Here is a 16,467-nt window from a genome sequence, read left to right on the forward strand (position 1 = left end):
GTTCCGCGCTTGCGGTGTCCTTGCGGGCTCTGGGGATTGAGCGTTCGGCGCTTCCGTTGATTCCTGCGGTTGAGAATTACGTTGCTTCTTCGGGTGTTGCGCCTGTCGCGGTGGAGGGCAAGGAGCTTTCGGCGCCGTTGACTGCTCGGGGTTCCGCGCTTGCGGTGTCCTTGCGGGCTCTGGGGATTGAGCGTTCGGCGCTTCCGTTGATTCCTGCGGTTGAGAATTACGTTGCTTCTTCGGGTGCTGCGCCTGTCGCGGTGGAGGGCAAGGAACTTTCGGCGCCGTTGACTGCTCCGGGTTCCGCGCTCGCGGTGCCCCTGCGGGCTCTGGGTATCGAGCGTTCGGAACTCCCGCTGATTCCCGCGGTCGAGCATCCGGTCGCTATCCCCGAGATCGCGCCGGTCGAGGTCCGCGGGAAGGAACTTTCGATTTCGCTGGCGATTCCGGGTGCACAAATCTCGATACCCGTCGGGGTGCTCGGGTTGGAGCGGTCGGCTCCGCTCGCGATACCCGGCGTGGAACGGTCCGCGCCGCAGGCGGGGCGCACACTGCCGTTGCTGATTCCGTGGGGCGAACGTTCGGCTCCAGAGGCCGGGCGATCGGCGCCCGCCGGAGCCCCTGGTGCCGAGCCTCCGGCGCTCGAGACGATTCCGGGAACCGGGATTACGGTGCCCGCAGACATGTTCCGTGGCGCAATCGCTTACCTCAGCGGTGTTCTCGGCATCAAGCCGCCCATCTCGCCACCCGCGCCCGCGGTGGCGCCGGAACGCACACACGGTGCGATCGCGGTCGACGCGGCACGCGGCAAGGTCGGCACCGGATACAGCATGGGCGCGACGGGGCCGGACGCCTTCGACTGCTCCGGGCTGGTGCAGTGGTCGTATAAGCAGGCAGGCGTGAAGGTGCCGCGCACCAGCTATGAGCAGCTTTCCGCGGGCACCCCGGTCGCCAAGGACGAGCTCGAGCCCGGTGACGTGGTGTCCTTCTACGACGGCGGCCACTCGGCCCTCTATGCCGGTGACGGCGAGGTCATCCACGCTTCGACCTACGGGACCGGCGTGATCATGTCGCCGATGTCCTCGATGCCCTACGCGGGCGCCCGTCGGTACTGACGGCCGACGAGTCACACCGACTGAACCGATGAGCTGGAGCGGACCGGTCTGTCGGCGGCCGTGCAAGGTGTCGCCGTCGGGCCGGTCCGAAGGGGGCCGTTCCATCTGACGCACCATAGTTCTATTATCTGCGTATGAATGCAGATAGTGAGCCGCTGCGGCTGCAGATTGCGGAGGACCAAGTCGGGCTGGTCGTCGAGGTCTTCCGTATGCTGGCCGACTCGACCCGCGTACAGATCCTGTGGGCGCTGGTCGACCGGGAGCTCTCGGTGAATGATCTGGCCGGTCAGATCGGCAAACCCGGCCCCTCGGTATCGCAACACCTGGCCAAGCTGCGCATGGCTCGTCTGGTTCGGACCCGCCGTTCCGGAACCACCATCTTCTACAGCCTGGAGAACGAACACGTCCGCCAGTTGGTCGTGGATGCGGTGTACAACGCCGAACATGCGAGCCCCGGCGTACCTCCGCATCACCGCGGCGAAGGTTCCGTACGCGAACTGCCTGCTCGCGATCAGGCGGTGGCGGAATGAGTCACGAGAGCAATCCTGAACGCCGGCACAGTATTTCGCACGACCACGACCACGACCACGATCACGGACATGGCCACTCGCACGGTGCGCACCATGACCACGACCATCCGCGGGGATTGCGCGGTGCGCTGCGCGAGATCTTCATCCCGCACAGTCATGACGCCGCCGACAGCATCGACGGTGCGCTGGAGTCCAGCGCCGTCGGGATCCGCGCGGTGAAGATCAGCCTGGCGGTGCTCGGGCTGACCGCCGTGCTCCAGGTATTGATCGTGCTGGCTTCCGGTTCGGTCGCGTTGGCGGCGGACACCATTCACAACTTCTCCGATGCGCTGACCGCGGTGCCGCTGTGGATCGCATTCGCGCTCGGTCGGCGGGCGGCGACGCGGCGCTATACCTATGGGTTCGGGCGGGCGGAGGATCTGGCCGGGTTGTTCGTGGTCGGGATGATCGCGTTGTCCGCGATCATCGCCGGGTACGAGGCGGTGCGCAGGCTGATCGATCCGGTGCAGATCCAGCATCTGAGCTGGGTTGCGGCAGCGGGGGTCATCGGGTTTGTCGGCAACGAGACCGTCGCGCTGTATCGGATCAGGGTCGGGCGGCGGATCGGCTCGGCGGCACTGGTGGCCGACGGATTGCATGCGCGGACGGACGGATTCACCTCATTGGCGGTGCTGATCGGTGCGGGCGGTGTCGCGCTCGGGTTCCCGCTCGCCGATCCCATTGTCGGATTGCTGATTACGATCGCGATCCTGGCCGTACTGCGCACGGCCGCGCGAGATGTGTTCCGCCGCTTGATGGATGGCGTCGAGCCCACCCTGGTGAGCGCCGCCGAACAGGCGCTGGTCGCCGAACCCGGTGTGCTCGGCGTGCGCAGTCTTCGAATGCGCTGGATCGGCCACCGTCTGCACGCGGATGTCGAACTGGATGTCGCCCCGAGTATCACCCTGGCCGACGCACACCGCCTGGCCCACGGCGCCGAGCACACCCTCACTCACGCCGTGCCCAAACTCGACACCGCCCTCGTCCACGCCTACCCCGCTCACTCCGCGGTCTGACGGGCTTCGAGCGTAGTCGGATGGCGGTTCTCGGCCACCTGGGGACCGCCATTCGACTCGCCTCGCGAAACCGCGGCCCAGCTGGGTGAACTGATGGCACCTGCCTGCTGATGGGATTGGCTATGGAGGCTTCTGTGCGTCCTACTCTTGGGTAGCATCCCGGTGTGATGTGGCTCATGGTCGGCAGGCTGCCGTAGCCACCGTAGAAAAAGGAGTACCGATGTTGAGCACCATGCAGGACGAGCCGTTGTCGCTGGCGACGTTGCTGCGCTACGCATCGACGTTCATGGGCGATTCCACCGTCTCGACCTGGACCGGCACCGGCGTACGCACCATGACCTACCGTGAGCTCGGCACTGAATCGGCACGCCTGGCAAATGCCTTGCGCGGCTTGGGAATTGGTGACGGCGATCGGGTCGGCACCTTCATGTGGAACAACAACGAGCATATGGTCGCCTACATCGCGGTACCCGCGATGGGTGCGGTGCTGCACGCGCTCAATATCCGGCTCTTCCCGGAACAACTCGTCTTCGTGGCCGATCACGCCGAGGACCAGGTGGTGATCGTCGACGGCACGCTGGTGCCGATGTTCGCCCAGTACCTGCCCAATCTGAAGACCGTCCGTCACGTCATCGTGGCCAATGGCGATGCCGCCGCGCTGCAGGCTCCCGAGGGTGTCCAGGTGCACTCCTACGCCGAACTGCTCGCCGCGCAGCCGGATACCTTCGACTTCCCGGTGATCGACGAACGATCCGCCGCCGCAATGTGTTACACCTCCGGCACCACCGGTGACCCCAAGGGTGTGGTGTATTCGCACCGCTCCAACTGGTTGCACGCCATGCAGGTGTGCCAGCCGACCAGCATGGGCTTCTCCAACCGCGACTATGTGCTCGCCATCGTCCCGCTGTTCCATGCCAATGCCTGGGGCCTGCCGTATGCGGCGCTGATGTCGGGCGCGAATGTCCTCATGCCCGACCGCTTTCTGCAGCCCGGTCCGCTGCTGGAGATGATGGCCACCGAGAAGCCGACCTTCGCCGCGGCCGTCCCGACCATCTGGGGTGGCGTACTCGCCGGACTGGCCGCGAAGCCGCAGGACATCTCGCATCTGCGTTCGGTGGTCGTCGGCGGTTCGGCGGTGCCGCCGTCGATGATGCGCGCCTTTCAGGAAAAGCACGGCGTCCGTATCCTGCACGCCTGGGGTATGACCGAGACCTCCCCGCTCGGCAGCGTCGCGCATCCGCCCGCCGGGGTAGAGGGTGAGGACGAATGGGAGTACCGCTTCACCCAGGGCCGTTTTCCGGCAAGTGTGCAGGCCCGCCTGGTCGGCGATAACGGCAGTGTGGTCCCCAATGACGGAGAGTCGCTGGGCGAGTTGGAAGTTCGCGGTCCCTGGATCACCGGGTCGTACTATGCCCCGGACGGCGCGGTGATCGACCCCGACAAGTTCGACGATGGCTGGCTGCGTACCGGCGATGTCGGCAAGATCAGCCCGGACGGCTACCTCACCCTGGTCGACCGCTCCAAGGACGTCATCAAGTCCGGCGGCGAGTGGATCTCCTCGGTCGATCTGGAGAATGCGATCATGGGCCACCCGGCCGTCGCCGAGGCCGCGGTCATCGGTGTGCCGGACGAGAAGTGGGACGAGCGTCCGCTGGTCGCGATCGTGCTCGCCGAGGGCACCGAGGCAAAGCCGGAGGAACTGCGCGACTTCCTCGCCGACAAGTTCGCCAAATGGCAACTGCCCGAACGGTGGACCTTCATCGCGGAGGTCCCCAAGACCAGCGTCGGCAAATTCGACAAGAAGCGTCTGCGCGCCCAGTACGCCGACGGCGACCTCACGGTCACCACGCTGTCCTAGAACGACAAACCCCGCGTCACCACTTCAGCATCGGCAGTGGTGACGTGGGGTGCGTCCGGATTCGCTTTGCGGCCAGTTGGACCAAACGACGGTGGAAGCCTTTGTCGGGGTACCGCTTTGTCAGTTCGCGGTAGGTGGAGCGCGGTATCCCGAAGCGTCCGAGCAGGCCGTATTCGACATCGATCGCATCGGCTCGGCGGAAGATCTCGATCGGGTCGGTGACCGGACCCGCGGAGCGGATCTTGTGGTGCTCGTCGATCATCGCGACGACCAGGTCGGCCAAGTCCGCGCGGTCGATCTGGTCGAGCCATTGCAGTGCGAGGTCGGCGGAGGGCGCCAGGTAGTCGAAGGTGCCTGCGGTCCAGATCCCCAGATCGTGAAAGGCCGCGGCGGTGCGGAACTCCTCGCGGGTGCTCGGCAAGCTGCCCGAGCCACTGTCGAGCAGATCGCACAGCTCCAGCACGCGCAGCACATGGTTGGTGTAGGCACCGCGATCCGAGCCGAGTTGCGGCAGCCAGGGATGCAGCCGCCGATCGATCTCGTCGCGAAGATCGTTGCCGCTCATGCCTGCTCACATTACGCGCGACCCCGGCGCGGCCGGAAAATCCGTGCCGCGCCGGGGTTTTGCGATGCCGATCAGCAGTTGCGCAGTTCGGGGCTCTGGTTCAGCAGTTGGGCGCGAGTCCCGATGAAGGTGGTGTAGGTGTCGCCGCCGACGGCGGCGATCGGGAAGGCGGCTACCCGGTGGCAGTTCTGGAAAGCGAGCTTCACCTTGAAATGGCGTTCCAGGCCGCCGCGGATGGCGTCGGAGGCCATGGCGCGCAGCAGTTGTCCACGGGCCACCTCATCGGGCGGCGCAACGACATTGTCGGCGAATTCGGTTGTGCCGGAATGCAGCTCACCGGCCACCCGGCTGACGACCTCCCAGGCATATGGGAGTGAGACCCGCACGACCTCGACGAAGTCGGCGTCGTCGACCTCGCCGCGTTCGGCGCGTTCGAGTAGGGCGGTGGGAACATCGAGGGACATAGCGCTCTCCTGACCTGGATGGCTGTTGCGATGCCCCTCGATTCTAAACGGAAACTGTTGTCAACAAGACTGGATTCGCCCCGAAAGTGCTGTGGTCAGCGCGGTTTTCGCATCCGCGGCCAAGGTGCGGACCAGTTCACCGGCCGGTAGCTCGGGTGTCAGCGTGTGGGTCTGGCCAGCCCACATGTTCACATCGTCCGGATTGCCCGCCGCTCGTGCGGCGGCCCGCAACGGCACTGTGGCGTAATGGATTTCCGGATAGGCGACCGGTGCTGTCGCGGAATGTTCGTCCATGAACCGATTGCGCAGGCCGCGTGCCCGGCGGCCGGTGAAGGCGCGGGTCAGCATGGTCGGGGTGTCGGCGCCCAGCGCGGCGCGATGCACCGGATTGGTGCCCGCCTCCGGCGAGCGCAGGAAGACGGTCCCGAGTTGCACCGCCGCCGCGCCGGCCGCGAGTGCTGCCGCGATGCCGGCCCCCGTGGTGATGCCGCCGGTGGCCACGATCGGCCGGTCGACGGTCGCGTTGAGGATCTGCAGCAGCGCAAGCAAGGTGAGTGGATCGGTGGCGTCATCCGCGACGCGATCGATGAAGGTGGCGCGGTGCCCACCCGCCTCCGCGCCCTGGGCGATCAGCACATCGGCGCCCGCCTCGACCGCGATGCGGCCCTCGGCGGCCGAGGTGACCGTCACCCATACTTCCGAACCGGCCTCGTGCAATCGAGCGACCTCGGCGGCGCTCGGGCAGCCGAAGGTGAAGGTGACCACCGCGACCGGCGCATCGATGAGCAGCGCGAGCTTGGCGTCCCATTCGTCTGTGTCGTACTTCGGCACGCCGACCTCATGGGTGCGCCCCAACTCGGCGAGGTAGTCGGCGAAATCCTCGGGCGCGGCGGCGGGGCCCGGGGTGAAGAGGTTGACGCCGAACGGCGCGGTGGTCAGCTCGCGGGTGGCCGCGAGTCGTGCTGCGGTATCGGTCGCGGTCAGATATCCGGCGGCCAGCAGGCCGAGCCCGCCTGCCGCGGAGACCGCCGCCGTCAATTCGGGCGTGGACGGCCCGCCCGCCATCGGCGCAAGCACGATCGGAACGCTCAACTCGTTGAGGATCACGGTCTCAGTCTGCCGCATCGGTCGCCGCCGGCGACTGCTTGCGGGTCGCTCGAAAGTGTCAGCTTCGTGATGCCGACCCGCATCTCTGACCAGGCCCTAAACAGGGACTTTGGCCGAGAAGGTTGCAGAATGGTCACGACGGGGTAGAGTTCCCGTCACAACGTATGCCGAAACGTTACAAACTTCGGAAGCCGTTGAGTCACTGTAGGTCGAGCGCAAGGACCAGCTTTGTCGCAGCATCGGGTAGGCCCCAGTTCTATAACCGTCATGAGCCTCATCGGCGACGGCATTGCGGGTCGGCCGACGCGGCATCGCGCCGAGCCGTCGACCACCGACCGGGTGAAGGTCGCGGCCGGTGCCGCTGTCGCAGCCGGCGCCCTCATCGGCACCGCAGCCCAGGTCGCGCCTGCCATTGCCGCCCCGCTCATGCCGGGTGCGCACGACGGGGACGAGGAAGCCGCCGCGCCCATGACCTTCAAGGGCACGGCGGAATTACCTGTCGAAGAGATCAAGGCAGCGGCCCCGGTAGCCGAAGCCGCGCAGGCGGACGCAGCCACTCCGGTGGCCGCGCCGATCGCGGACGCGGTCGCCAATCCGTTCGGCATCAGCAATCTGCCGCCGGAGATCGCGGGCCCGCTGGCCCAGGTCGAACAGATCCTCAAGGGCGCGCAGCAGCAGTTCGCCCCGGCTCCCGCGGTGCGCCCGGTCGCCGGTGAGATCAGCTCCGGATTCGGTTCCCGCTGGGGCGAATTCCACTACGGCCTCGACTTCGCCGATCAGCTCGGCGCGCCGATCCACTCGGTGAGCGGCGGCACCGTCATCGAGGCGGGCCCGGCCTCCGGCTTCGGCCTGTGGGTGCGGGTCCAGCAGGACGACGGCACCATTGCGGTCTACGGCCACGTCAACGAGATGTTCGTGCACGCGGGGCAGCGGGTGAACGCGGGCGATGTCATCGCCACCGTCGGCAACCGCGGCAATTCGACCGGACCGCATCTGCATCTGGAGATCTGGGATCAGGGCGGCAACAAGGTCGACCCGATGCCGTACTTGGCAGCCAAGGGTGTCCCGCTGCAATGGGGCCCGTCGGCGCACTGATTTTGTTGCCCGGCTTGATATTCCGACGGGGGCCCCGTGGGGACCGTACGGTCGTTAGGCTCAGGCGATGACTGCGCTGGGCGATATCTTCGAGCCTGGATCACCGCATGGGCGGACCTACGCCGTGCTGGTGCATCATCCGCGATCCAGCCTGGGTGAGGTCGCCGAATATCTGGGCGTATCAAAGGAGACCGCCGCCGCATCGCTGGAGGTATTGACCCACCTGCAGGCCGCGGTCAGTCAGCTGTCCGTCGACGGTGAGGCCATCTGGGATGCGCACGCACCCGAATCGCTGTCCGAGGCCGAGGCGCGGCGCAGGCAGCACGAGATCAACCAGATGCATGCCGCGGCCGCGCGGCTGAGCGAGACGTTCCGATCTGTGCGCCGCTCACCGCGCACCAATGGCGCGATCGTGCCGGTTTTCGAACGCCTGGAGATGCTCGCGGATTTCGAGGAGGTCCAGACCTCGGCCCGCAACACGGTCAAGGTGATCGAGCGCGGTCCTTATCTCAGCGATCCGGAACGCGAGCGACAACTGTTCCTGCTCAAGCGCTCTCGGATCGGTGACGGTATCCGCTACCAGACGCTATATCAGGACACTATTTACCAGGATGCGGAAAGGTTGCGGCACGCGCTGTCCACCAATGCCAGTGGGGCCCAGGCGCGCACCCTGCCCGAGCCGCCGTTCAAGCTGATCATCAGCGATGACGAGCGGGCGAGCCTGGTCCTGCATGCGGACGAGCGGCGCCCGGATCCGATGGGTCTGCGCATTACCGGATCGTCCGGATTGCGGTTGCTGGTCAAGACTTTCGATGTGCTGTGGTCGCTCGCGGCGCCGATTTCGGTGAACCCGGCCGCCGACGAACTCGACGAGCGGGATAAGGCGATTCTGACCCTGATGGGCCTGGGTGCGACCGATGACACCATCGCTCGCCGGCTCGGCATGTCCCGTCGAACCGTGGTCCGGCGCACGGCGCGGCTGCTGGAGCGGCTCGGCGCGAGCACCCGGTTCCAGGCGGGTGTGCAGGCGACCAGGCGAGGATGGTTATAGCTCGAGCAAGTGAACGCTCGAGTGGACAACATGGGACGAATGCTGAACGATCAGTGTCCCGGGATGTTTGAGGGCTTGTGTCACAACGGATTCGGAGATAGCACCACGCACTCCATATTCGCGGATAGTTAGCTCTCGCCAATACGAATACCCGATTGCGTTGCGCAGGAGCGAATGCGGCGGCGGAATTCCGTGTGCGGTTGTTCGACCCTGCCGTGTGCTAGATGTGAAAGGCGAATGGTTGGGAATGGATAGGGCGAGTCGATCTGTTCGGACCAACCGCCGGCGCCGAGCCGGCACCCCACTCTTCGGTCAACTGCTGACCGCTGCCGTCGAATCCGCCGCCGATGCGGTTGCGGTGCGCTTCAACCCGACCGGTGATCCGGCCGACCAACGCGAGTTGACCTATCGCGAATTCGACGAGGCGTCCTCGCGGCTGGCCTGGGAACTCGTAACACGCGGCATCGGCCCCGGTGACATTGTCGCTACCGCGCTGGCCCGATCGGTCGAGTCCGTTCTCGCGGTATGGGCGATCGCGAAGACGGGTGCGGCCTATGTCCCGGTGGATCCGGCCTACCCCGCAGAGCGGATCGCGCACATGGTGTCGGACTCCGGCGCTGCGCTCGGCCTGACCACTGCGGCGCATCGCGCGGCGCTCGGCACATCGGTCGATTGGGTCGAGCTCGATGATCCCGTTGTTGCCGCGCAGATCGCCGCGCAGCCGGAGCGGCCGGTCTCTTATGCCGATCGGGTACGGCGGCTGGACGAGCGGCATCCGGCTTATGTCATCTACACCTCCGGTTCCACCGGGCGGCCGAAGGGCGTCGTCGTGACGCACGCTGGGTTGGCCGGGCTGGCCGCGATCGGTCAGCGGTATGCGCTGACCGGCGATTCGCGGGTGACGCACCTGAGTTCGCCGAGCTTCGACTTCTCGCTGATGGAGATGCTTTTCACGTTCTCGGCGGGGGCGACGCTGGTGATCGCGCCGCCGACGGTATTCGGTGGTGTCGAACTCGCGGATCTGCTGCGCCGCGAACGGGTTACCCATCTGCTGATCACCCCGGGTGCGCTGGAATCGGTCGATCCGGCCGGGCTGGACGAACTGCGGGCCGTGGTGGCCGGTGGCGACAGGCTCGGCGCCGAACTCGTCGAGCGCTGGACGCGGGACGGGCGGGCCGTTTTCAATGCCTATGGCCCCACCGAGGTCACGGTCATGGTCACGACCGGGCAGATGGAACCCGGCGCACCGGTCACCCTCGGCGGCACCGTCGCCGGGGTCGGGGCCTTTGTGCTCGATTCGCGCTTGCGGCCGGTGCCTTCGGGCGTTGTCGGCGAGTTGTATCTGGGCGGACCCGCGCTGGCGCAGGGCTATCTCGGACGGCCCGGACTGACCGCGGAAAGGTTCCTGGCCAGCCCGTTCGGTGCGGAAGCCGGTGTGCCCGGTGCGCGGCTGTACCGGACCGGAGATCTGGTGCGGCGCAACGAAACCGGCGTACTGGAATACCTGGGTCGATCCGATTTCCAGGTCAAGATCCGCGGTCTGCGTATCGAACTCGGGGAGATCGATAACGCGCTCACCGCGCATCCGGATGTGGATTTCGCGGCCACGCTCGGCAAGACATTGCCTTCGGGCGCGACCGCGCTCGTCTCGTACGTGCTGCCATGCGCCGATGCCGTCGTGGACACCGCCGAACTCGTTGCGACACTGGAGCGTTCGCTACCCAAGTACATGGTGCCCACGGCCATCCTGGTGCTCGACGAACTGCCGCTGACACCGGTGGGAAAGCTGGATCGCGACGCGCTGCCCGATCCGGTTTTCGAGGCGCGGGAGTTCCGTGCGCCGTCCACGCGGGAAGAGCAGGTCGTCGCCGAGGTGTACGCGGCGCTATTGCTCGCCGACGGTGTGGACGTCGGTGTGGATGACGACTTCTTCGAACTCGGCGGCAACTCGCTGCTGGCCGCACAGGCCTCCGCGCGCATCGGTACCGCGCTGGGCACGCGGGTGCCGGTGCAGTTGGTATTCGAGGCCCCCGGAGTCGCCGAACTCGCTCAACGGGTGACAGTACTCGCGGCGGCCGGACATGCTTTGACCGCACAGCCGCGCACAGATCGGATTCCGCTCTCCTACGCGCAGCAGCGCATGTGGTTCCTGAACCGTTTCGATCCGACCAGCGGCGTCAACAACATTCCGTTGGCGGTGCGGTTGTCCGGGGCGCTCGACGTCGAGGCGCTGCGTGCGGCGGCGCGCGATCTGGTGGCGCGGCACGAGGTGCTGCGGACGGTGTATCCGGAGATCGATGGCGAGGGCATCCAGGTCGTATTGCCGATCGATGATGCTCGTGCGGTGCCGGAGCTCGAGATCGTGTCCGCGAGTGCGGCCGAGTTGCCCGAGCTGGTCATCGCCGCGGCGATCGGCGGCTTCGATGTCGCCGTCGCGCCGCCGATTCGACTACGTCTGGTGCGGCTCGGTGAATCCGAGCAGGTGCTGGTGTGCGTGGTGCACCACATCGCGGCCGACGGTTTCTCCATGGGGCCGCTGGCGCGGGATCTGATGTCCGCCTATTCGATTCGGTCGGTTGGTGCGGGCACGCAGTGGCAGCCGCTCGAGGTGCAGTACGCCGATTACGCGATCTGGCAGCGGGCGGTGCTCGGCGCGGAAGACGACGCGGAATCGCTGCTGGCTCAGCAGATCGCCTTCTGGCGCACCGAATTGGCCGGACTGCCCGAGCAAATGGCGCTGCCCACCGATCGGCCGCGTCCGGCGGTGCTGTCCAGCCGCGGCGCCGTCTTCGCCTTCGAGATCGATGCCGAGGTGCATACGGCGCTCGAACGGATTGCCCGCGAACATCACTCGACGCTGTTCATGGTGGTGCACGCGGCGCTCGCGGTGCTGCTGTCCCGGCTGGCCGGGACCACCGATATCGCCGTCGGAACCCCTGTTGCCGGTCGTGGGGATGCCGCACTCGACAATGTGATCGGAATGTTCGTCAATACGCTGGTGCTGCGTGGCGAGGTCGACCCCGAACTATCGTTCGACGATCTGCTGCGCAACTTCCGGCGGGCCGATGTGGCGGCCTTCGGACATGCGGATGTGCCGTTCGAGCGACTGGTCGAGCTGCTCGATCCGGTGCGTTCGATGGCGCGGCATCCGCTGTTCCAGGTGATGCTGACCTTCCAGAACATGGAGCGGCCCGAACTGGAGCTGCCCGGCCTCACCGTTTCCGGCATCGATCTGGGTGTCGTGCAGGCGAAGTTCGATCTCGAGCTGACCGTCGTGCCGCGCGAGGACCATGGTGCGGCGAACGGTCTCGCGGCATCGTTCACCTATGCCACCGACCTTTTCGACGAGGCGACGGTGGCCGGTTTCGCGCAGCGCCTGAATCGAGTGCTCGCGGCGGTGGCCGCGGATCCGCACCAGGTGGTCGGGGAGCTAGAGCTGCTCGCGCCCGCCGAGCGGCAGCGGATGCTGCGGGACTGGAATGACACCGCGCACCCGGTGGCCCCGGAACTGCTGCTCGACGGATATCGCCGTGCCGTAGCCGCACATCCGGATGCGGTCGCGGTGGTCTGCGAGGGGGCCGAACTCGCCCACCCGTCGCCCGACCACCACCCCTCATCGAGTCGCTTCGCGACGCTGGCCCACCCGTCGCCCGACCACCACCCCTCATCGAGTCGCTTCGCGACGCTGACATATCGCGAATTCGACGAGCGGGTCAACCGGCTCGCGCGGCTGTTGATCCAGCGGGGCGTGGGTGCGGAAGCTCTGGTGGGACTGGCGGTCCGGCGTTCGATCGACCTGGTCGTCGGCATGTATGCGATCGTGACGGCCGGTGGTGCGTATGTGCCGTTGGATCCGGATCATCCGAGGGAGCGGATCGCGCATATCCTCGATACCGCCGCACCTGTCTGTGTGCTGACCACGACGGCTGATGCTGTTGTATCGGACGATACGCCGGTGGTGTACCTGGACACCGTTGAGCTGTCGGCATTCTCGGGGGATCCGGTGCTGCCGACAGAACTGCTGCGGCCGCTTTCGCCGGACAACCCCGCCTATGTCATCTTCACCTCGGGTTCGACCGGTCGCCCGAAAGGTGTTGCGGTCACCCACGCGGCCATCAACAACCAGATCGAGTGGATGCTCGCGCACTACCCGCTCGGTCCCGATGATGTGTACCTGCAGAAGACCGCAACCACATTCGACGTATCCCTGTGGGGGTATTTCATGCCGTTGCGCGCGGGTGCGAAGCTGGTAGTCGCCACGCCCGACGGGCATCGCGATCCGGTCTATCTCGCGGAAACGATTGCCACGCAACGGGTTACCGTCACCGACTTCGTGCCGTCGATGTTGACGGTATTCGCCGCACATCTGAGGCCCGGCTCCTGCCCGACACTGCGCGATATCTTCGTGATCGGCGAGGCATTGCCACCGGAGACCGTGACCGCGCTGCGTGCGGTGTCGGATGCGGCTGTGCACAACCTGTACGGACCGACCGAGGCGGCGGTGTCGATTACCGCATGGCGTGCGGCGGCAATCGAGCAGACCACCGTGCCGATCGGCCTGCCACAGTGGAATTCACAGGTCTACGTGCTGGATTCGCGATTGCGGCCGGTGCCCGCCGGGGTGGTCGGCGAGCTGTACCTGGCTGGGGCGCAGCTGGCGCGCGGGTATGTCACCCGACCGGATCTCACGGCGGATCGTTTCGTCGCCGACCCGTTCACCGCCGGGGCGCGGATGTATCGCACCGGTGATCTCGTCGTGTGGCGTGCAGAACCGCGCCGCCTGGAGTACCTGGGACGCAGCGACTTCCAGGTGAAATTCCGTGGTCAGCGCATCGAACTCGGCGAGATCGAGACCGCGCTACTCGCCCAGCCTTCGGTCAGCCAAGCCGCGGCACTGGTTGCGCAGTCGGGTGATCAGCTGGTCGGATATGTGGTGCCACAGCCGGGGCAGCAGGCCGAGCCGCAGGAATTGCGGACCGCGGTGGCCGAAGTGCTTCCGGCGTATATGATTCCGGCCGCCATTGTGGTGCTGGATGCATTCCCGCTGAATACCAGCGGCAAATTGGATCGCAAGGCACTGCCCGCGCCGACCTTCACCGCACGCGAATTTCGCGCTCCGATCACTCCGGCGCAGGAGATCGTCGCCGCCGTCTTCGCCGAGGTGCTCGGCATCGAGCGGGCCGGCCTCGATGACGACTATTTCGCACTCGGCGGCAACTCGCTGCTGGCCACCCGGGTCGTCGCGCGAATCAACGATGCGCTTGATACGAATGTCGCCGTGCGCGATCTGTTCGAGACTTCGACCGTCGCCGCACTCGCCGCCGGAATCGTCCCCGGTGCGGGCCGTGCCGCCGCCGCGCGGGTACCGCTGACCCGGACCGAGCGCCCGGAGCTGGTGCCGCTTTCCCTTGCCCAGCAACGGATGTGGGTGCTCAATCGGATAGATCCGGAATCTCCGGCATACAACCTGCCGTTCGCGATCCGGCTGACCGGTGAGCTCGATGTCGCGGCGTTGCGCATGGCCGTCGAGGACGTGCTGGTGCGGCACGAGGCGCTGCGCACCCGGTTCCCCACGGCAGGTACCGGTGGGCAGGCGTATCAGGAGATTCTGCCTGCCGCCGAGGTGCTGCCCGATGGGCTCGAGGTCGAGACCACCACCGATGTGCTCGGTCGGGTCGTCGAGCTGGTGTCGGCCAGATTCGATGTGACCGAAGCGGTTCCGGTGCGGGCTCGACTACTGGCCGACGGCGACGACTATGTGCTCGTTGTTGTGGTGCACCACATTTCGGCCGACGGTGCATCGCTCGCCCCATTGGCTCGGGATCTGGTGACCGCGTATCTCGCTCGCGTGGGCGGTGCGGCCCCCGGCTGGTCGCCGCTTCCGGTGCAGTACGCGGACTTCGCACTCTGGCAGCGCAAGGTCATCGGTACAGATGACGATGAAAACTCGGTGGCCGCAGGGCAATTGGCGTACTGGCGCGAGCAGCTCGCCGGACTGTCGAACGCGCCGGTGTTGCCGCTGGATCGGCAACGCCCGGTGGCGTCTTCGGGCCGCGGCGCGTCGGTCGGCTGGACCGTGCCTGCCGAGGTACACGAGGGTCTTATCCGTATTGCGCGTGAGCGTCGATCCTCGGTGTTCATGGTGGTGCACGCGGCGCTCGCCGTCCTGCTGGCCCGGCTGTCCGGTGGTTCGGATATCGCCATCGGCACGCCGATCGCCGGGCGCGGTCAGCGGGCGTTGGACGAGCTGGTCGGCATGTTCGTCAATACGCTGACGCTGCGCACATCGGTCGAGCGCGGCATGGCATTCGACGAATTGGTCGAGCAGACGCGCGCTACGGATCTGGCCGCATTCGCGCATGCGGATCTGCCGTTCGAGCGGGTGGTCGAGGTGATCGCCCCCGGACGTCCGTTGTTCCAGGTGATGCTCGTCTTCCAGAATCTCGAGCAGCCGAGTCTGGAGCTGCCGGGACTCACCGTCGCGGCATTGGAAGCAGGCGATGTCGTCGCGAAGTTCGATCTGCAGGTGGTCGTCGAACCGCGCCTGCAGGCGGATGGGACGCCGGATGAGCTGGTAGCGGTATTCACCTACGCCACAGACCTTTTCGAGGAATCGACGGTGCGTGGGCTCGGGCGCATGCTGGAGCGCATTCTGGTCGCGGTGGTCGCTGATCCGGGCGTGCGCATCGGCGGCATCGATATTGTCGACGAGCAGGATCTGGTTCGTACCGCGACCGATGCCACGACCGCCACCGACGGCACCGAGCTGACCCACCTGCTGACCGCCGCGGTGGAGGACGATCCGGACGCGCCCGCACTGGTGTGGGGCGAGGAGGAAATGCCCTACCGGAAGCTCGATGCCAAGTCGTCTCAGCTGGCCAGGGTGCTGATCGGGCGTGGTTGCGGTCCGGGGACGGGGGTGGCGATCCGGCTGGAGCGCGGTCCCGACTGGGCGGTGGCCGCGTGGGCGGTGCTCAAGTCGGGTGCGGCGCTGGTACTGCTGCCCGCGGAGGAGTCTTCGATACCGGATGAGTTATCGGTGCGGGTCGGGTTGACCACCGATGCGAGTCCGATCGATGCCGGCATCGAATGGCTGCGCCTCGACGATGCCGCGACCAGCGCCGAAATCTCCGCGCAATCACTGCGACCGGTCAACCACGCGAATCGGACCGGGGTGCTCAGCGGGTCCGATCCGGCCCTCGTCATTGCCGCGACCGGGGTGCGGATGAGCTACGACGAGCTGGCCACCGCGGCCGATCGCCTGCGTGTCCGCACCGACCTGACCTTCGAATCGCGCACCTTCCAGCACGGCAGGTCCGATTCGGCGGCGACGCTGCTCGAGGTGGTGAGTGCCGGTGCGACCGGTGCCGGTCTGATCGTGGTGCGGGGTGCCGAAGACCTGGGGGCCTCGCTGGCCGAGGAGTGGGTGACGCATCTGATCGCCGATCGGGCCGCGCTGGCCGTTATCGATACGGCCCAGCTGGCCGATCTGCGGGCGGTGGTGCTCGAGCAGGGCACATCCGCTGAGGTCGTGGTGCCCGAATCGGCCGAGATAGTGCCGTTGGATGAGCTGCTGCCGGTGGTGTCGAGCTGAGTAGATGACGGTGCATTGGGGGGAGGTTGAGAT

General features: G+C 66.6%; 10 protein-coding genes. 7 read left to right on the plus strand and 3 right to left on the minus strand.

From position 1 onward, the window contains the following. Window positions 1-287 precede the first annotated feature (287 nt). From ACIBW7_RS41065 to ACIBW7_RS41080, 4 genes are all read left to right on the plus strand, one after another. Window positions 288-1,115: a C40 family peptidase gene (locus ACIBW7_RS41065; RefSeq protein WP_397056207.1), complete on the plus strand. Its 828-nt coding sequence runs from the start codon at window positions 288-290 to the stop codon at window positions 1,113-1,115. A gap of 134 nt (window positions 1,116-1,249) precedes the next feature. Then, window positions 1,250-1,645, plus strand: coding sequence for an ArsR/SmtB family transcription factor (locus ACIBW7_RS41070; RefSeq protein ID WP_397056209.1), 396 nt, complete (start codon window positions 1,250-1,252; stop codon window positions 1,643-1,645). Further along, entirely contained in the window at window positions 1,642-2,700 is a 1,059-nt protein-coding gene (locus ACIBW7_RS41075; protein ID WP_397056211.1) for a cation diffusion facilitator family transporter, read from the plus strand. Before ACIBW7_RS41070 ends, ACIBW7_RS41075 begins: the two co-directional genes overlap by 4 nt. Before the next feature lie 220 nt (window positions 2,701-2,920). Next, window positions 2,921-4,558, plus strand: coding sequence for a long-chain fatty acid--CoA ligase (locus ACIBW7_RS41080; RefSeq protein ID WP_397056215.1), 1,638 nt, complete (start codon window positions 2,921-2,923; stop codon window positions 4,556-4,558). A 16-nt stretch (window positions 4,559-4,574) separates the two neighbouring features. On the opposite strand, the gene ACIBW7_RS41085 is transcribed toward ACIBW7_RS41080, so the two are convergent. The 3 genes from ACIBW7_RS41085 to ACIBW7_RS41095 form a co-directional block, all read right to left on the minus strand. Continuing rightward, a complete protein-coding gene (locus tag ACIBW7_RS41085; RefSeq protein WP_357466961.1) occupies window positions 4,575-5,123 on the minus strand; it encodes an HD domain-containing protein in 549 nt (182 codons plus the stop codon). Between the two features lie 71 nt (window positions 5,124-5,194). Next, on the minus strand, window positions 5,195-5,587 hold the full coding sequence (locus tag ACIBW7_RS41090; protein ID WP_397056218.1) for an SCO5389 family protein: 393 nt from the start codon (window positions 5,585-5,587) through the stop codon (window positions 5,195-5,197). Window positions 5,588-5,647: 60 nt separating this feature from the next. Beyond that, window positions 5,648-6,712, minus strand: coding sequence for a nitronate monooxygenase (locus tag ACIBW7_RS41095; protein WP_397056220.1), 1,065 nt, complete (start codon window positions 6,710-6,712; stop codon window positions 5,648-5,650). A 249-nt stretch (window positions 6,713-6,961) separates the two neighbouring features. On the opposite strand from ACIBW7_RS41095, the gene ACIBW7_RS41100 reads away from it, so the two are divergent. From ACIBW7_RS41100 to ACIBW7_RS41110, 3 genes are all read left to right on the plus strand, one after another. Then, a complete protein-coding gene (locus ACIBW7_RS41100; RefSeq protein ID WP_397056222.1) occupies window positions 6,962-7,789 on the plus strand; it encodes a M23 family metallopeptidase in 828 nt (275 codons plus the stop codon). A 67-nt stretch (window positions 7,790-7,856) separates the two neighbouring features. Beyond that, a complete protein-coding gene (locus ACIBW7_RS41105) occupies window positions 7,857-8,840 on the plus strand; it encodes a DNA-binding response regulator (protein WP_397056224.1) in 984 nt (327 codons plus the stop codon). A 247-nt stretch (window positions 8,841-9,087) separates the two neighbouring features. After that, on the plus strand, window positions 9,088-16,434 hold the full coding sequence (locus ACIBW7_RS41110) for an amino acid adenylation domain-containing protein (RefSeq protein ID WP_397056226.1): 7,347 nt from the start codon (window positions 9,088-9,090) through the stop codon (window positions 16,432-16,434). Window positions 16,435-16,467: the final 33 nt, after the last annotated feature.

The sequence above is a fragment of the Nocardia sp. NPDC049526 genome, from assembly GCF_044465765.1.
Taxonomy (GTDB): Bacteria; Actinomycetota; Actinomycetes; order Mycobacteriales; family Mycobacteriaceae; genus Nocardia.